Annotated in this window: 13 protein-coding genes and 1 pseudogene; 13 read left to right on the top strand and 1 reads right to left on the bottom strand. The window is 42.4% G+C overall.

The window, feature by feature from the left end; all coding sequences use genetic code 11:
* Window positions 1-35 precede the first annotated feature (35 nt).
* Window positions 36-188, bottom strand: coding sequence for a WD40 repeat domain-containing protein (locus O9323_RS02010; protein ID WP_259679075.1), 153 nt, complete (start codon window positions 186-188; stop codon window positions 36-38).
* A gap of 198 nt (window positions 189-386) precedes the next feature.
* On the opposite strand from O9323_RS02010, the gene O9323_RS02005 reads away from it, so the two are divergent.
* The 13 genes and pseudogenes from O9323_RS02005 to O9323_RS01945 all read left to right on the top strand — a co-directional run bounded on the left by O9323_RS02005 (window position 387) and on the right by O9323_RS01945 (window position 14,380).
* Window positions 387-1,301 carry a Ycf66 family protein gene (locus tag O9323_RS02005; RefSeq protein WP_149108042.1) on the top strand — a complete coding sequence of 305 codons (915 nt, stop codon included), beginning with the start codon at window positions 387-389 and terminating at the stop codon, window positions 1,299-1,301.
* A 358-nt stretch (window positions 1,302-1,659) separates the two neighbouring features.
* Window positions 1,660-2,991, top strand: a complete 1,332-nt coding sequence (locus O9323_RS02000) for a protein kinase domain-containing protein (RefSeq protein WP_149108043.1) — start codon at window positions 1,660-1,662, stop codon at window positions 2,989-2,991.
* 57 nt (window positions 2,992-3,048) lie between these two features.
* Window positions 3,049-3,744, top strand: coding sequence for a vWA domain-containing protein (locus O9323_RS01995; RefSeq protein WP_002738410.1), 696 nt, complete (start codon window positions 3,049-3,051; stop codon window positions 3,742-3,744).
* A gap of 90 nt (window positions 3,745-3,834) precedes the next feature.
* Window positions 3,835-5,064 (top strand): PP2C family serine/threonine-protein phosphatase, encoded by a 1,230-nt coding sequence (locus O9323_RS01990; protein WP_502846416.1) that lies wholly within the window; start codon window positions 3,835-3,837, stop codon window positions 5,062-5,064.
* Between the two features lie 126 nt (window positions 5,065-5,190).
* Window positions 5,191-5,406, top strand: a complete 216-nt coding sequence (locus tag O9323_RS01985; protein WP_223210870.1) for a hypothetical protein — start codon at window positions 5,191-5,193, stop codon at window positions 5,404-5,406.
* Complete coding sequence (locus tag O9323_RS01980; protein WP_288124611.1) at window positions 5,403-6,644, top strand: DUF1036 domain-containing protein; 1,242 nt, start codon at window positions 5,403-5,405, stop codon at window positions 6,642-6,644. Before O9323_RS01985 ends, O9323_RS01980 begins: the two co-directional genes overlap by 4 nt.
* A 47-nt stretch (window positions 6,645-6,691) precedes the next feature.
* Window positions 6,692-6,940, top strand: coding sequence for a hypothetical protein (locus O9323_RS01975; RefSeq protein WP_216642655.1), 249 nt, complete (start codon window positions 6,692-6,694; stop codon window positions 6,938-6,940).
* Window positions 6,941-7,051: 111 nt separating this feature from the next.
* On the top strand, window positions 7,052-8,683 hold the full coding sequence (locus tag O9323_RS01970; RefSeq protein ID WP_002755463.1) for a PrsW family glutamic-type intramembrane protease: 1,632 nt from the start codon (window positions 7,052-7,054) through the stop codon (window positions 8,681-8,683).
* Complete coding sequence (locus O9323_RS01965; protein ID WP_002755465.1) at window positions 8,680-10,374, top strand: YfaP family protein; 1,695 nt, start codon at window positions 8,680-8,682, stop codon at window positions 10,372-10,374. The genes O9323_RS01970 and O9323_RS01965 overlap by 4 nt, the downstream gene beginning before the upstream one ends.
* Window positions 10,374-10,694: pseudogene (locus tag O9323_RS22800) on the top strand (hypothetical protein); the annotation flags it as partial. The gene O9323_RS01965 and the pseudogene O9323_RS22800, both read left to right, overlap by 1 nt.
* Before the next feature lie 517 nt (window positions 10,695-11,211).
* On the top strand, window positions 11,212-12,423 hold the full coding sequence (locus tag O9323_RS01955) for a hypothetical protein (protein WP_002739093.1): 1,212 nt from the start codon (window positions 11,212-11,214) through the stop codon (window positions 12,421-12,423).
* Window positions 12,423-13,475: an SH3 domain-containing protein gene (locus tag O9323_RS01950; protein ID WP_288124610.1), complete on the top strand. Its 1,053-nt coding sequence runs from the start codon at window positions 12,423-12,425 to the stop codon at window positions 13,473-13,475. Before O9323_RS01955 ends, O9323_RS01950 begins: the two co-directional genes overlap by 1 nt.
* 62 nt (window positions 13,476-13,537) lie before the next feature.
* On the top strand, window positions 13,538-14,380 hold the full coding sequence (locus O9323_RS01945; protein WP_002755472.1) for a M15 family metallopeptidase: 843 nt from the start codon (window positions 13,538-13,540) through the stop codon (window positions 14,378-14,380).
* The last annotated feature ends 208 nt before the right edge of the window (window positions 14,381-14,588 follow it).

Here is a 14,588-nt window from a genome sequence, read left to right as displayed (position 1 = left end):
AATTATAACTACTTACTTATCTTGAGGTGTCACTATTACCTATTTTGCCAGATTTTTACAGTTTTGTCAGCACTACCAATAATTAAATATTTACCATCGGCACTAATTACTAAAGATAACAGTTTGTCTGTGGGTTGATCAAGGGTTGCTAATTTTCCTTTGCTTGTTAAAGACCAAAACTTAATCATTTGATCCGAAAGCTTGTTTAATCTGATCAGCACAAGCAGCAGAGGATAAACCCAGAATTTCCTAATATTAACGCTGGCTATTCATAAACACTGGTAAAGACTATCTGACTCGATAATTTCCCAAATTAATCAAAAAATAGACTCGATCGACCCCAAATAACGCACAATAAAAAAGGAAATGTCAAAGGAGAATCGCAAATGTTGCCCTATATCCTAGCGGTCGTGGTGGGATTAAGTAGTCTCTACCTCCTCACCACCGCTTTTATCGCCCCCGATCGCCACCGTCAAGATGATTTTCTCTGGAGTGCGGTAGGATTATTCTATGCCCTTGTCCTCTGGTTGTGCGCGGGAAGGATTACAGGCGCTATCCTCCTCGGACAAGCTGCCGCGGCCATATTATTTATTGCTTTTGCTTGGCAAACTCTCAAACTCAGACAAGCACTTTTTTATCCCGACAAACCGGTTAAATTATTTACTATTGTCGGTTGGTTAGGCAATCGTCTGGGGAAAGTTACTCCCCCTCAATCCCCTAAAACTAAAGCTAAACCTGAGAAAGTAGCAGCAAAAGTTAAAGAAAAGGTTAAAGAAACGGTTGATCCCGTTGTCGAAACAGCGGCAGCTATCGGGGAACCTATTACAGAATCAGTGACAGAAATTGAGGAAAAAGCTCAAGAAACGGTTGCCCCCGTTGCCGAAAAAGCCGCAGCTATCGGGGAAACTATTACAGAATCAGTGACAGAAATTGGGGAAAAAGCCGCAGAAATTATTGATGATGATGAAACTTTCGATGATTTCGATGATTTTGATGATTTTGATTTGGCAACGGAAGAGATCAAACCCTCCGAAAATGCCCCAGAAATTCCCCCGACTGAACCTGTCGCAACTGTTGAAGTCGAAACTATTGCTGTTAGCGAAACGGTGATTATTGAAGTTACCGAGGAAGATTTGCCCCCAGAAAAAACTATCGGAGAAGATACTCCCCCAGAAACTCGCTCAAAAAGTGAAGAAAATTCCCCCCCAGAGGAAGATTTGCCCCCAGAAAAAACTATCGGAGAAGATACTCCCCCAGAAACTCGATCGCCAAGCGCAGAAAATCCCCCTCCATCGGATTAAAAGTTAAGACTATTGAGCGGGTAGGTTAGGCAATAATTACCCAAGAAATGGTTCTTCGTTACTTGGTATGGTTCGATAGGGGGGGCATAAATCGACTAAATCCTTATCTGGCAAGAGACTTAATTGATTAGTTCGTTCTAGATCGAAAACAATTGAGAAAAATTGCCAAATGCCTTTCTATATAAAGGTTACATCCCTTATAACCCCCGTCCATTGCATAACACAAACCGAAGAACCAAATTTTTAGTAAAAAAATGTAACAGGAGTGAATTAATTATATTTACTTGAGCTACAAGAAAGAAGAATCACCTTCAAAAACATTCCATTTGCTTAAGTTACCCTAAAAAGGAGGAACAAGGTGAGTGACCTACTCAAATCTGGACAGACAGTCCATACAGAATCTTCTCAAACCCCTTGCACGGTAGAGCAATTACTTGGCGGTGGCGGTCAAGGAGAAGTCTATCGAGCTAATTTAGCCGGTCAACCTGTAGCGCTGAAATGGTATTACTCCCACTCCATTCAGGCAGATCCTCGCCAGTACGAACGGCTTGAGGCGGCGATCCATTCTGGCGCACCGAGTGATCGCTTTCTGTGGCCTATAGATATTGTATCAGAGCCTGGCATAGAAGGGTTTGGCTATGTCATGCCATTGCGAGAACTTCAATATAAAGGCTTTGTCGATCTAATGAAACGGCGCATTAAACCAGAACCCACCTTCAGAGCTTTAACAACCGCAGGATTTGAACTGGCCGATGGCTTTTTTCAACTTCATACCAAAGGGTTATGTTACCGCGATATCTCTTTCGGTAATGTTTTCTTTAATCCCAACACTGGGGATGTTTTAATCTGTGATAACGATAACGTCACCATCAATGGGGATCAAGAAGGTGGTGTTATGGGAACACCACGCTTTATAGCACCAGAAATCATTACTGAACAAGCGAGACCGAGTACGCAAACGGATTTGTACTCTTTGGCAGTTTTACTGTTCTATATGTTAATGATCCATCACCCCTTGGAAGGAAAGAAAGAAACCGAAATCAAATGTCTGGACGCTCCAGCGATGAATAAGCTTTATGGGACTGAGGCGGTGTTCATTTTTGACCCCAAAGACAATTCCAATGCACCAGTACGTGGCTACCATGATAATGCCCTTGCCTTCTGGCCTATTTATCCACAATTTCTCCGCGAACTGTTTACCAAGGCATTTACTAAAGGTATTCAAGACCCAGAAAATGGCCGCGTCAGGGAGTCAGAGTGGCGGGGAGCAATGGTAAACTTGCGCGATTCTATCATCTACTGTCCTCACTGTGGTGCTGAGAACTTTTACGATCCTGATGTAATAAAAGCATCAGGCGGTAAACCTAACCCTTGTTGGTCATGTCAGAAAGAAATTCGCTTGCCCCCTCGAATTCGCATTGACAAAAATATCATTATGTTGAATCATGATACCAAGCTATTTCCCCATCATATTAATGTAAAATTGTTTGACTTTTCTCAACCAGTCGCTGAAGTCACTCGACATCCCAATGATCCTAATATTTGGGGAATTAAAAATCTTATGCAAGAAAAATGGCTCTGCACTACGGCTGATAATCAAGTTAAGGATGTCGAACCAGGACGCAGTGCAACTATGGCTGTAGGAACAAAGATCAACTTCGGCAAAGCAGAAGGTGAGATTCGTCTTTGAAATGTTATTCCCTGTTTAGAAATCCACTTTTTTTACTGAATCAAGGAGATATTGAATATGCCACTACCAGGTGAAGGGTTGTCAAGCCGCCCCTTACATTTTATCTGGATTTGTGATTGTTCTGGTTCTATGTCTGTAAACGGCAAAATCCAGGTTCTCAATACAGCCATTCGTGAAGCAATTCCCTTAATGCAAAAAGAAGCAAATGAGAATCCCAATGCACAAGTATTAGTTCGCGCCCTTAAATTTTCTAGTGGAGCGCAGTGGCACATAGCTCAACCTACACCAGTTGAAAATTTTAAGTGGACAGATTTGACCGCTGATGGTGTCACAGATATGGGTAAAGCCCTCTCTATGGTTGCAGACCAACTTAAAATACCGCCCATGACTGACCGGGCGCTTCCCCCTGTTTTAGTGCTGATTTCTGACGGTCAGCCGACTGACGACTTTAGCAGTGGACTGAGACACTTGATGGAACAGCCTTGGGGCAAGAAGGCTGTACGAATTGCAATCGCAGTTGGTGGAGATGCAGATCATGAACCATTGCAAAAGTTTATTGGACACTCAGAACTAAGGCCTCTTCAATCTAATAGTCCCGAAAATCTAGTCAAACAGATTAAATGGGTTTCTACTGTTGTTTTAAAAGCTGCCTCTTCTCCTAGCAGTCAAACCAAAAACTCTAATTTTGGAGGCGGAAATGTCCCAATTCCAGTGCCTCAAAATGTTATCGATAGTGCATCTGATGTCTGGTGAAATGGAGGACTCATGAAAGAAAATATACCCCAACTAAAATGGCGGTGCCTTGGTGAATCTGTCAGAGGAGCCTCTCATGTGCGTTCTGGATTGCCCAATCAGGATGCCATTCGCTGGTTTCCAGAATCAGGCATCGGTTTGCCATTGATTTTGGCTGTATCAGATGGCCATGGCAGTGCCAAAAGTTTTCGCAGCGATAGAGGCTCTCGTTTTGCTGTTGAAACGGCAATTAAAGTAATTCAAGAATTTTTCTTGAGCAGTCAATCGAGTGATATTAATTTCTCAGCACTGAAAGATGCAGCCCAAAGACTTCTACCACCGCGACTTGTCAATGAGTGGAGAAAAGCTGTCAACAAAGATTTGGGTTTGTCAGAAAATGATGAAGAAAAATTAACTAATAAACCCAACTTTACTGATGAAGAGAAACAGATTCTTGTTGATAAAGATGGAGAAGCTGCTTGGCAAGCCGTTGAAAATAATTATTTTCTCGCTTATGGGGCCACCGTCTTGGCAGTTTTAGTTACCGAGTTTTTCATTGTCTATATTCAGTTAGGTGATGGGGACATTCTTGAGGTGGATTCTAAGGGAAATACGACTCGACCTTTGGAGCGGGATCCCAACCTAATTGCCAATGAGACAACTTCACTCTGTATGAATAAGGCATGGAATGAATTTCAGGTTCATATAAAACTGTATCCACAAGGTACGCCCAAAGAAATACCTGCTTTAATTCTGGTTTCTACTGATGGCTATTCTAATTCTTTTTCTACTGATGAAGGATTTTTTAAAATTGGTCAAGATTATCGACAGATGTTCAAGTCAAATCTGACTGAAGAAGTCCGACAAAAATTAGAAGGATTTCTTCAAGAGACTTCAGAAAAAGGCAGCGGAGATGACATCACTCTGGGCATGATTAAAAGACTTGAGGAAGATGATCGGGACTATCTAACAGACCGTGTAGAAGATTTAGATAGGAAAGTTATATTAGTTGAGGAGTCCAACATGAGACAACAAGAGAATATCTCGGTATTTGAGAGTAAGGTAAATGATCTAAAACAACAACAATACACAATTCAAAAAGCCGTTTATTGGGGTTTTATATGGGGCTTTAGTTTAATAATGGGTACTTTTTTAATTAGTAATGCCTTCAGTAGTTACCTTTTTTTTCGTCTTAATAAGGTTGAGAAGATGTTGAATGAACTGAAAGAGCCAAAGAGCGGAGAGAAAGGTCAATCTCAACCTCTCAATAGTCCTTCCAATACCTCCTCTCCCCCACCAGAAACAACACCATCCCAAGTACCAACACCTATTCCACCGTAGTAAGCATAAATAAGTTTTACACTTAATCATGTTTCACCTTTTCTCAAAAGGGTAGAAAGAGTTTTATCTGTAAAGTTTATTTATTCTTAAGGTCTAATGCTAAAGACTGAAAATGAGAGAAACCCCATGACTACTCCTAATATCGTGGTAGATGATACTTATCCAGGTTGTCCTTACTGCGAACAAAAGAGCTTTGTTAAATGCGGGGGTTCTTTATTCTCTCGCTGTAATAAAGTGTCTTGCGGAGGTGAGCAGGGTAGCTTTCATACCTGTCCTTGGTGTGGAACTAAAGCTCAAATTAGTGGTTACATCGAAAACCTGAGCGCAGGAAAAGACCTATGAACGAGTTACCTAGACAAAAGCTTTGTGAAATTATTACCCAGTACGGACAGGATGTTTCTGACAACCATCAACGCTGTGAAGGATTACTAAAGGACTTTTGTGGGCAATATAGCAAGGAAGTCTTTCTTTTAGTGAATGCTCTTAAAAAAGGCGTGGCTACCGAGTTACTAAAATCCCAGAATCAGATTCCTCAAGCAGTTATTTTATCCAAGCTTACAAAGCGATTACAAGATGAGCTAGGAATAGCTGAGGAATCTGCTTACTGGGCTGTAGATTCTTGGGGATTAGCATTAGGGGTGATTTCCCAACCAAGAACTAAAAATGACTTTCAGAGTCAACAACAATTAATTTTAGAACGACAACAACAAGCAGAAAAAGAGCAAAAACAAAGAGAAGAATATGAAAAAAAATTAGATCAATCCGAGCAAGAAATACAGCAATGGAAACAAGAAGTAGGCAAGCTAAATGAGGCAATAACAACAGCCAGACAACAGCAAAATATTAATCAGAAATCAGCCCATAAGTTTGCTGCCAATTTTGTTTCTATATTGGCTGGCATCTCAGCATTAGCAGCTTTTTTGCTTGGAATTTATGCTTATCAAAAAAATCAACAAATGGGCAATCTTACTGAAAATTTGAACAATCTTACAATTGAGTATAATCAAAAAACTGAAAATTTGATAACTGAACATAATAAAAAAATCAAGAATCTGACAACTGAACATGATCAAGAAGTTGAGAATCTTATAACTGAACATAATCAAAAAGTTGAGAATATTACAAATAAGAGAAATTTGCTTTATAATCAAGTACAAAATTTTCAAAATACTCTAGAAAATGTTGAGAATAATCTGGAGAATAATCTTAATATATCTGGAGATACTTATTTAAACCTTTGCAATCAAACTTCTAATGACATAATTGATGCTGCAATTATGTATTGGGACGGAGACGGATGGAAATCAAGAGGATGGTGGAATATTAAAAAAGGAGAATGTACAAAAGTTTTGGTAGATTTTAACGAGCGAGGAGATATCTACATTCATGGACAAATAAACAATATTAAGTGGGGAGCTGATGATTTTTCATTTTGTGTAACAAGAACAGCATTTGAATTTGAAAAGTCTGATGAAATGGAATGCTCTGGTGATAATTATAAGGTTAATGCCATTAAGTTTTTGGTTTTCCCAGGAGTCAATGACTATAAGTTTAAAGATTATAAAAATTATACAGAATAATCTTCTATTTCACTATTTCACTAATCTTCAATTGAGTGTTAAAAAATATGAACAACTTACCAGGACAAAAAATCAAAGAAATCTTTACCCAGTACAGTCATTCAGTTTACTACGATCCTAAACTTTGTCAAGCTCTACTCAAGGTTTTTTGTGGGCAGTACCGGAAGGAAATTTCTGTCCTTAAATTAAATTGTCGGCTCTTCTGGTTTCTGTATGGAAACGAGGTCTATACTGATAGTCTCTTCGACAAAATAGTCCTAAAAGTGTTACCCGATAAGTATTTCACGATTCCATAAGCAAAAATTATCACACAAAGTCGAGAAGAGCCAATTGTCCTTTGCAGCCATTACCAATTTTTTATTTATAAAGAAATACCTCACTTACCTCAATGAAAATAGGCAAATCCAATGACACAACAACCTCAGTACAACGCTTATTTAAGACAAATTTACCCTAAAGCAGCCGCTCACACTGCCCCTACTCATCATCCCTTATTAACTAATCAATCTCTTGTCATTGGACGAGAGCCAAACTGTCAAATTGTTCTCAACTCCACCAATTATCCAGGAGTCTCTAACCGCCATCTAGAAATTCGTCCCGTCATGCCTTCAGGAAGTCCCCCTTCTTGGCAAATCTGTGATTTAGGGAGTTCCAATGGCACTTATATTAATAACCAGCGACTGCAAGGTTGTCGGACATTACAATTAGGCGATCGCATTTCTCTCGGTCAGCAGGGTGTAGAATTCGTCTTTGAATGTCAAGTTAGCAATCCAGGACTTCCTGGTCGTCCTTTAAATATCCAACCTGGCGACTCCCTTCATTTAAGTCAAATGCTGCCCATCATCGCAACAAGGCAGGATTTATTTAAAAAAGCTTACCTGATACCAGGTGTCCTTACCGTCTTATTAGTCGTCGGACTATTTGCTGCGATCGGTAATCCTGACCTATTCAATGCCCTATTAGCAGTCTATCTGATTGGGGCAGGCTACTACTTCGTCTATCAATTGGGCGGCAAACAAAAACCCTGGTGGTTGCTGATAGGATCGGCAATAACTACCGTTTTACTCTTGCTCAGTCCTATTTGGTCGCTATTTATCTTGGTTTTCCGTCAAATCCTGCCAGGAGAAATACCGACAGAAGGAACAGAAATAGGATTTCTTTCTTCGTTTATCCACTATTTTTTTGGTGCAGGCATGGCAGAAGAACTCCTCAAAGCCATACCTGTCTTCCTTGCGCTGGGGATAGGACGAATGCTCAGAACCCCTTGGCGAGAGCGAGTGGGTGTCTGGGAACCCCTTGATGGCATTCTCTTAGCAACTGCCTCTGCTGCTGGCTTTACCCTCCTAGAAACCCTGGGACAGTATGTGCCTGGAGCGATTCAGCAGGTAGCAACTCAGGCAGGGGAAGGCGCAGGAGAATTAATCGGGATACAATTACTCATTCCTCGAATTATTGGTTCTGTAGCCGGACACATGGCTTATAGCGGCTATTTTGGTTATTTCATTGGCTTAAGCGTCCTGAAACCGTCTAGACGTTGGTCAATCTTGGCTATAGGCTACTTGACAGCATCAGCACTGCACGCCCTTTGGAACGCTTCTGGTGCTATCAGCAATCTCGTCACTGCCTTTGCCGGAATTTTAGCTTATACCTTCTTAATGGCAGCCATTCTGAAAGCTCGGCAACTTTCACCAATTCGTTCTCAGAATTGGGCGACTCAGTATTACAATCCACCTATCCTACCTCAAGCTCCCTTTTCGCTGCGGATTCAGCAGAAGACAATTCCTTTAACTGTCGGGACTCGGTTGCAGGCAGGGGAAATTCCTGGGTTGGTGGCGCAAAGTGCTAATGGAATAGTCGCTGAAGTGAATGCTAATCCCAAAGATCCCAGCATTTTAGGGTTGCAAAACTGTTCCAATCAATTTTGGATAGCTACTTTACCTATCGGGCAGCAAAAGCAAATCGATCCTGGGCGCAGCATCAAGCTTGCGGTTGGCACGAAAATTAACTTTGGTTCAGTTGAAGGAGAGGTGCGATCATGAGACAATCATCAAGTTGGAAAAAGGTTCTCTTATTCGGCTTATTAGGGGCTTTTGGTTGCCTAATCGGATGGTTATTGGGTGAATGGTTCTTATCTTGGACAATGCTGCCACAAACACAACAAGAAGCCTCGACACCTGCACTTGTGTTTAATCCAGAACTGACTAAACGACTGCAAAGAGAGGGAGCTAAAACAGGGGATGTTCAGCTTTCTCTCTTATGGAATAACTACAACGATTTAGATATACATTGTATCGATCCATCAGGAGAGGAGATTTATTACTCGCACAAGCGATCGCAATCAGGAGGCGAACTTGACGTTGATATGAACGCAAGTGGACGGCAATCAAAAGAGCCAGTAGAAAACATTTACTGGCCTGCTGGAGGCGCACCAAAAGGAAAATATCAGGTGTTTGTCAATCATTATGCCAATCATGGCGATGCTGACCCAACTGCCTTTACGGTCGGTGTATTAGTAGAGGGGAATAGTCAAGAATTTTCTGGTTCTATTTCTCATGGTCAACCAAAGCGACCCATTTATGAATTCACCATTGAAGCAAAACCAGCACAACAGCAGCCTAACGCCCAGCAGTTTTGGTATATGGTGTTTATTGTCGGTCTATGGACAGCCTTGCTTGCCATTGGCTTATCTCTTGCCCTAGCAATCGGGCAAAACTTCTATCTTCATCGTCCGTTTTTATCCACTCGTCAAGGCACTATCTTACTTGCAGGAGGGCTATTAGCAGGCCTCGTTTCTGGTGGTTCTGCTCAAGCACTGTTGAGTTTAGTTGCCCAGTCAGAAATCCTCGCTAAAGCTGGCTGGATCGCTGGATGGACGCTTTTGGGAGGGCTTTTGGGAAGGGGGATGGGCTTTTTCATCTCTAACCTACAAGCAAAACGAGCGACTATTGCTGGTGCGATCGGCGGTTTCTTTGGTGCTTTAGCCTTTTTGTTGGTTTCCCAGAGTGCCGGTGATGCCTCTGGTCGTTTAGTTGGAGCGGTTATTTTAGGCTTTTTTATCGGCTTAATGGTCGTTTTCGTTGAAGTCGCTTTTCGTACAGCTTGGCTGGAGATTCAATACAATCCCAAAGAGAGCCGCACAGTCAATCTGGGAGCCGAACCCGTCAGTATTGGTGGCGATGCCAAAGCTTGTACTATTTACGCCCCGAATGCGCCACCTGTTGCCCTGCGTTACCGACTCAGCCAAGGTCAAATCCTCTGCGAAGATATCGCCACTGGGGTAACTCAGCCACTCCAACCAGGGGATAATCAGCGAGTGGGCAATCTTACCGTCTTTGTTCGCAGTGCCGATGCACCAGATCAATTAGCCTACCGCGATCTTAATCGTGCTTCTCCAGAAGCTTATCAGGATAGGTCTTCCCCTTCCTATTCTCAACCTCAGACTCAATTTTCCTTGCACATTAAAAGACAAGTCATTTCTCTAACGAATGGAACTCGCTTAACTGCAAGAGAGATTCCGGGATTAGAACCTCAAGGTGCTGATGGTGTGGTAGCACAGGTGAATCCTAATCCTAAAGATCCTAGTGTATTGGGGCTACAGAACTGTTCCCATCGAGCTTGGACTGTAACTTTAGCTAACGGTGAGCAAAAGCAAATCGATCCTGGGCGCAGCATCAAGCTTACGGTTGGCACTAAAATTAACTTTGGTTCAGTTGAAGGAGAAATTTGCTGATGAATGATTTACCACGTCAAAAACTCAAGGAAATTATTATTCAATATGGTCGTTCTCTATGTGATGAACCACAACGCTGTGAGGGACTGCTACGAGACTTATGTGGAAAGTATCAGAAGGAAATTGCCGTTCTCGTAGGCGCACTGAAAGAACGAGTCCCCGCCGATTTACTGGCCTCGCAAAATAGTACGCCACCAGTGGTATTTTTAGCACGACTAACCAAAAAACTGCAAGATAATCTGGGGTTAGCTGAAGAGGCCGCTAGATGGGCAGTGGAATCCTGGGCTTTAGCTTTGGGGGTGATTTCAGAAGCAGATACCGCACCAGTTGATTCGTCTTCTCCACCTCCTCAAGTTCCTCCTCAATATCGGCAAGAAAATGTCAACCAAATACCTATAACTTCCAATAATTTGTCTTCTCTACCAAACAACATTGTTTCGAGGAAAGAAACAGATACAGCAGCAGAAAATACCTTAGGTTTAAAAAAAGCTAACAACCAAATTAAAACCGCTTGGATAACTGGCACTATTTCGGGAGTAATGACCTTGCTTGGAACTTTATTCTTGAACATTCCAGATCTGTTTATAGATGTTGTCTTAACTTTTGGACTTTCCTTCGGGATTTATAAAAAAAGTAGAATTTGTGCTGTTATTATGTTTGGTTATTTTATTTTTAGCAAAATACTTTTGTGGGAAATATTAAAAGGAGATCCGCTAGGTTTAATAGTATCTATTGCCTTTATTTATTTTTTCTGGCAAGGAGTTCAAGGAACTTTTGCTTATCACAAAATAACCAAAATGTAGTTTTGAATTAAATGAATTAGGAGGAAAGACAGCCATGAATAAAAATATCATAGCCGGATTCGGAAAAGCGATACAGTTTGCCATCTGGGGTGCAGGGGGCGGAGCTATTGGTGCTTTAATTGCTGAACCTTTTTTTGTTCTGATGATACAGCAAGCTTATAACTCCTTAAGCGCGAAAGTTTTTACATCCAGTATCTGGTTTGGACTGATTGGTGCGGGCATTGCTATTGCTTTACTGAGTGCCTCTTTTCAGTATCTCAAACGAGGACTACAACTAGGCAAGGCTATCCGAGATGGTATCTGGGTAGGTTTCCTAGCAGGAGCGATCGCAGGGGGAATCGCTGAATACCTCTACTCCAGTATTGGACCGACTGAATTCTTACGAATTATCTGTTGGGGCATCGCCGGAGTCTTACTAGGACTGGGTTTGAGTTTCCGCATCCCCAATTTAGGGCAAATTCGCGGCATGGGAGGCGGTTTAGCGGGCGGTATATTAGGTGGAGGTCTATTTGTCCTGTTAGCTGTCGTCAGTGGGAGTTCCGAGACAGCAGCCCGCTTGTTGGGCAGTGCTGCCATTGGCTTTTGCATTGGTTTGATGATTGCGATTATTGAGACAGCTTTCCGAGAAGTGTGGCTGGAAATCCGTTATAACCCCAAAGAAAGTCGAACAGTCAGCCTTGGCTCTGAGCCTGTCAGCATCGGTGGCGACCCCAATATCTGTACCGTTTACGCTCGCAATGCGCCACCTGTTGCCCTGCGTTACCAACTTACTCAGGGGCAAATTCTCTGTGAAGACATCCCTGCTGGGACTACCCACACAGTGCGACCGGGAGACCAACAAATGGTGGGAGCAATTGCCATTGTCGTTTGTGCTGCAGCTGCTTCACCCCAGCTTGCTAGCAGTTCCCCAGACTTAGCGTCTCAATATCCTTCCCAGACAGTCTTGCAATCTCAGAATCAATTTTCCCTACGCCTGAACCGCAGAGTTATTACCTTAACAGATGGGACTCGATTAAGCCCACAGGAAATTCCAGGATTAGAACCTCAGAACGCTGATAATATAGTGGCTGAAGTCAGTCATAATCCTAAAGACCCAACGATTTTAGGCTTAAAAAACTGTTCCTGTCGATCTTGGATAGCAACACTTCCAAGTGGAGAGCAAAAGCAGATCGATCCCGGACGCAACATTAAATTAGCGGCTGCAACAAAAATCAACTTTGGTTCAGTAGCAGGAGAAATTTGCTGATGAATGATTTACCCCGTCAAAAACTCAAGGAAATTATTATTCAATATGGTCGTTCTCTATGTGATGAACCACAACGCTGTGAGGGACTGCTACGAGACTTATGTGGACAGTATCAGAAGGAAATTGCCGTTCTCGTGGGCGCACTGAAAGAACGAGTCCCCGTCGATTTACTGGCCTCGCAAAATAGTACGCCAGCAGTAGTATTTTTAGCACGACTAACCAAAAAACTGCAAGATAATCTGGGGTTAGCTGAAGAGGCCGCTAGATGGGCAGTGGAATCCTGGGCTTTAGCTTTGGGGGTGATTTCAAGCAATGACCTTAAAACCAACCCTTCATCGGATCCACCAATTCCTACGCCAGTTCCTACGCCAATCCCGACTCCTGTACCAGATTCTGCCGGGCAACCAACTTCCTCTTTCTCGGTTTCTTCAACTATCCCCGTGCAACTGCCTGTCAATCCCGTCACCATTCCTTCTCAGCCAGTACCCCCGCCAACGCCTCCTTCACCTTCAAACAATTGGACAAAGATTGCGATCGCTATTAGCTCAGTGGGAGTTTTGGCATTAGCGGGCAGTGTAGTGCATTTTCAAGAACAGCAAAAACAGGCGAGCGATCGAGAAATAGCCGAATTGAAAGCCAGAGAAGAACAACGTCTAGAAGCGGAACAGCGCCAACGAGAAGAGGCCGAACGTCGAAGAAAAGAGGCAGAACAACAACTTGCAGAAGAACAAAGAAGGAGACAAGAAGCAGAAGCCCGACTGGAAGCAGCGCGTCAGTATCCAAGTCAACCGCAAATCCAACCTCCATCTCAACCTCCCCCAAAAGCTTCGTCCAGCGGAGCCAATGCTACAGTGAGCGGTACTCCAGGAACTAAAAATATGCGTTCTGGTGCTGGAACTGCTTATGGGGTGGTAGGAACTGTTCGTACAGGCGATCGCCTACAAATTTTGGGCAGTAGCTATGATAGAGGGGGTTATCAGTGGTATAAAGTCTATCATCCTCAGTCTGGTACGACAGGCTGGATTGCTGCTCAATTAATTAGCTCTGACTAGCTCTAGTGTAATTAATTAGCTCTGACTAGCTCTAGTGTAATTTTTCATCTACTACAACTAATATGAAATCTTTTATTTCAGCTTTTCGATATTTTATTATTCCTATAATTGTTGTAATGGGTGTATCGATTTATTTAGGGTTTAAACAGCCTGCTGAACTGCCAACTACTGCTACAATTTCTACCTCGCCGTCGGTTTCTTCTACTTCTCTAATTTCTCCTGCTTCTATCCCTAAAAATACTCTAACGCCTCCCTTACAGCGACCTTATCCTTTGGCAAATACATCCAAAGCTCTGCCAGTTCCTTCGCCCATGGTTACTGGTGCTGATGATATCTATTCACTATCTTCGCCACTTCCCAATCAGACTGTACTTTCACCCCCTAACCAAACTGAAATTCCTTTTCATATAAAATACGAAGAAAATGCTAATGATTTAGTGGAAATTGGTATTTTCTACGAACGTAAAGCATATCTAAATCGAGAAGCGGCAGAGATGTTTAAACAGATGCAATTAGCCGCTCAACAAGAGGGAATTGAGATCATTCCTGTTTCTGGCTTTCGCTCAGTTGCCGATCAAAAAAAGCTGTTTGAGCGACAAATTCAACGCCAAGGAAGCAAGAAAGCAGCCTCTAAACTGAGTGCGCCTCCAGGTTTCAGCGAACATCATACAGGCTATGCTCTCGATGTTGGTGACGGTAAAAGTCCTAATACTGTCCTCAAATTGACATTCGACTCTACTGAAGCCTATCGCTGGCTAGAAGTTCACGCTGCTCAATATGGCTTTGAACTATCATTTCCGAAAAACAATTTCCAAGGTGTTAGTTATGAACCTTGGCACTGGCGTTTTGTCGGTTCAGCAACAGCTCAAGAAATTTTTAGAGTAGCAAAGACACAAAGACAATAATGGACTTCCCCTTTGAGAAAAGGCCATTGGATAAAATTCTAGCGTTAAAACCAAAAATGTTGGGTTATTCGTTACTTGGTATGATTCTATATGGAGGCATAAATCGACTAAATCCTGATCTGGCAAGAGATTTAATTGATTAGTTCGCTCCAGATCGCAAACAATTGACAAAAATCGCAGTAATGTCTGTTTCTATAAGGGTTTCATC

The sequence above is a fragment of the Microcystis sp. LE19-131.1A genome (assembly GCF_027532015.1).
GTDB lineage: Bacteria > Cyanobacteriota > Cyanobacteriia > Cyanobacteriales > Microcystaceae > Microcystis > Microcystis ichthyoblabe_A.
Note: the sequence above shows the minus strand (reverse complement) of the source record. Positions and strands in the feature narration are given on the sequence as shown.

Excerpts from the sequence above, each read along its gene's own strand:
- O9323_RS02010 (WP_259679075.1), bottom strand. The coding sequence starts at position 188 with ATGATTAAGTTTTGGTCTTTAACAAGCAAAGGAAAATTAGCAACCCTT.
- O9323_RS02005 (WP_149108042.1), top strand. The coding sequence starts at position 387 with ATGTTGCCCTATATCCTAGCGGTCGTGGTGGGATTAAGTAGTCTCTAC.
- O9323_RS01995 (WP_002738410.1), top strand. The coding sequence starts at position 3,049 with ATGCCACTACCAGGTGAAGGGTTGTCAAGCCGCCCCTTACATTTTATC.
- O9323_RS01985 (WP_223210870.1), top strand. The coding sequence starts at position 5,191 with ATGACTACTCCTAATATCGTGGTAGATGATACTTATCCAGGTTGTCCT.
- O9323_RS01980 (WP_288124611.1), top strand. The coding sequence starts at position 5,403 with ATGAACGAGTTACCTAGACAAAAGCTTTGTGAAATTATTACCCAGTAC.
- O9323_RS01975 (WP_216642655.1), top strand. The coding sequence starts at position 6,692 with ATGAACAACTTACCAGGACAAAAAATCAAAGAAATCTTTACCCAGTAC.
- O9323_RS01970 (WP_002755463.1), top strand. The coding sequence starts at position 7,052 with ATGACACAACAACCTCAGTACAACGCTTATTTAAGACAAATTTACCCT.
- O9323_RS01965 (WP_002755465.1), top strand. The coding sequence starts at position 8,680 with ATGAGACAATCATCAAGTTGGAAAAAGGTTCTCTTATTCGGCTTATTA.
- O9323_RS01955 (WP_002739093.1), top strand. The coding sequence starts at position 11,212 with ATGAATAAAAATATCATAGCCGGATTCGGAAAAGCGATACAGTTTGCC.
- O9323_RS01950 (WP_288124610.1), top strand. The coding sequence starts at position 12,423 with ATGAATGATTTACCCCGTCAAAAACTCAAGGAAATTATTATTCAATAT.
- O9323_RS01945 (WP_002755472.1), top strand. The coding sequence starts at position 13,538 with ATGAAATCTTTTATTTCAGCTTTTCGATATTTTATTATTCCTATAATT.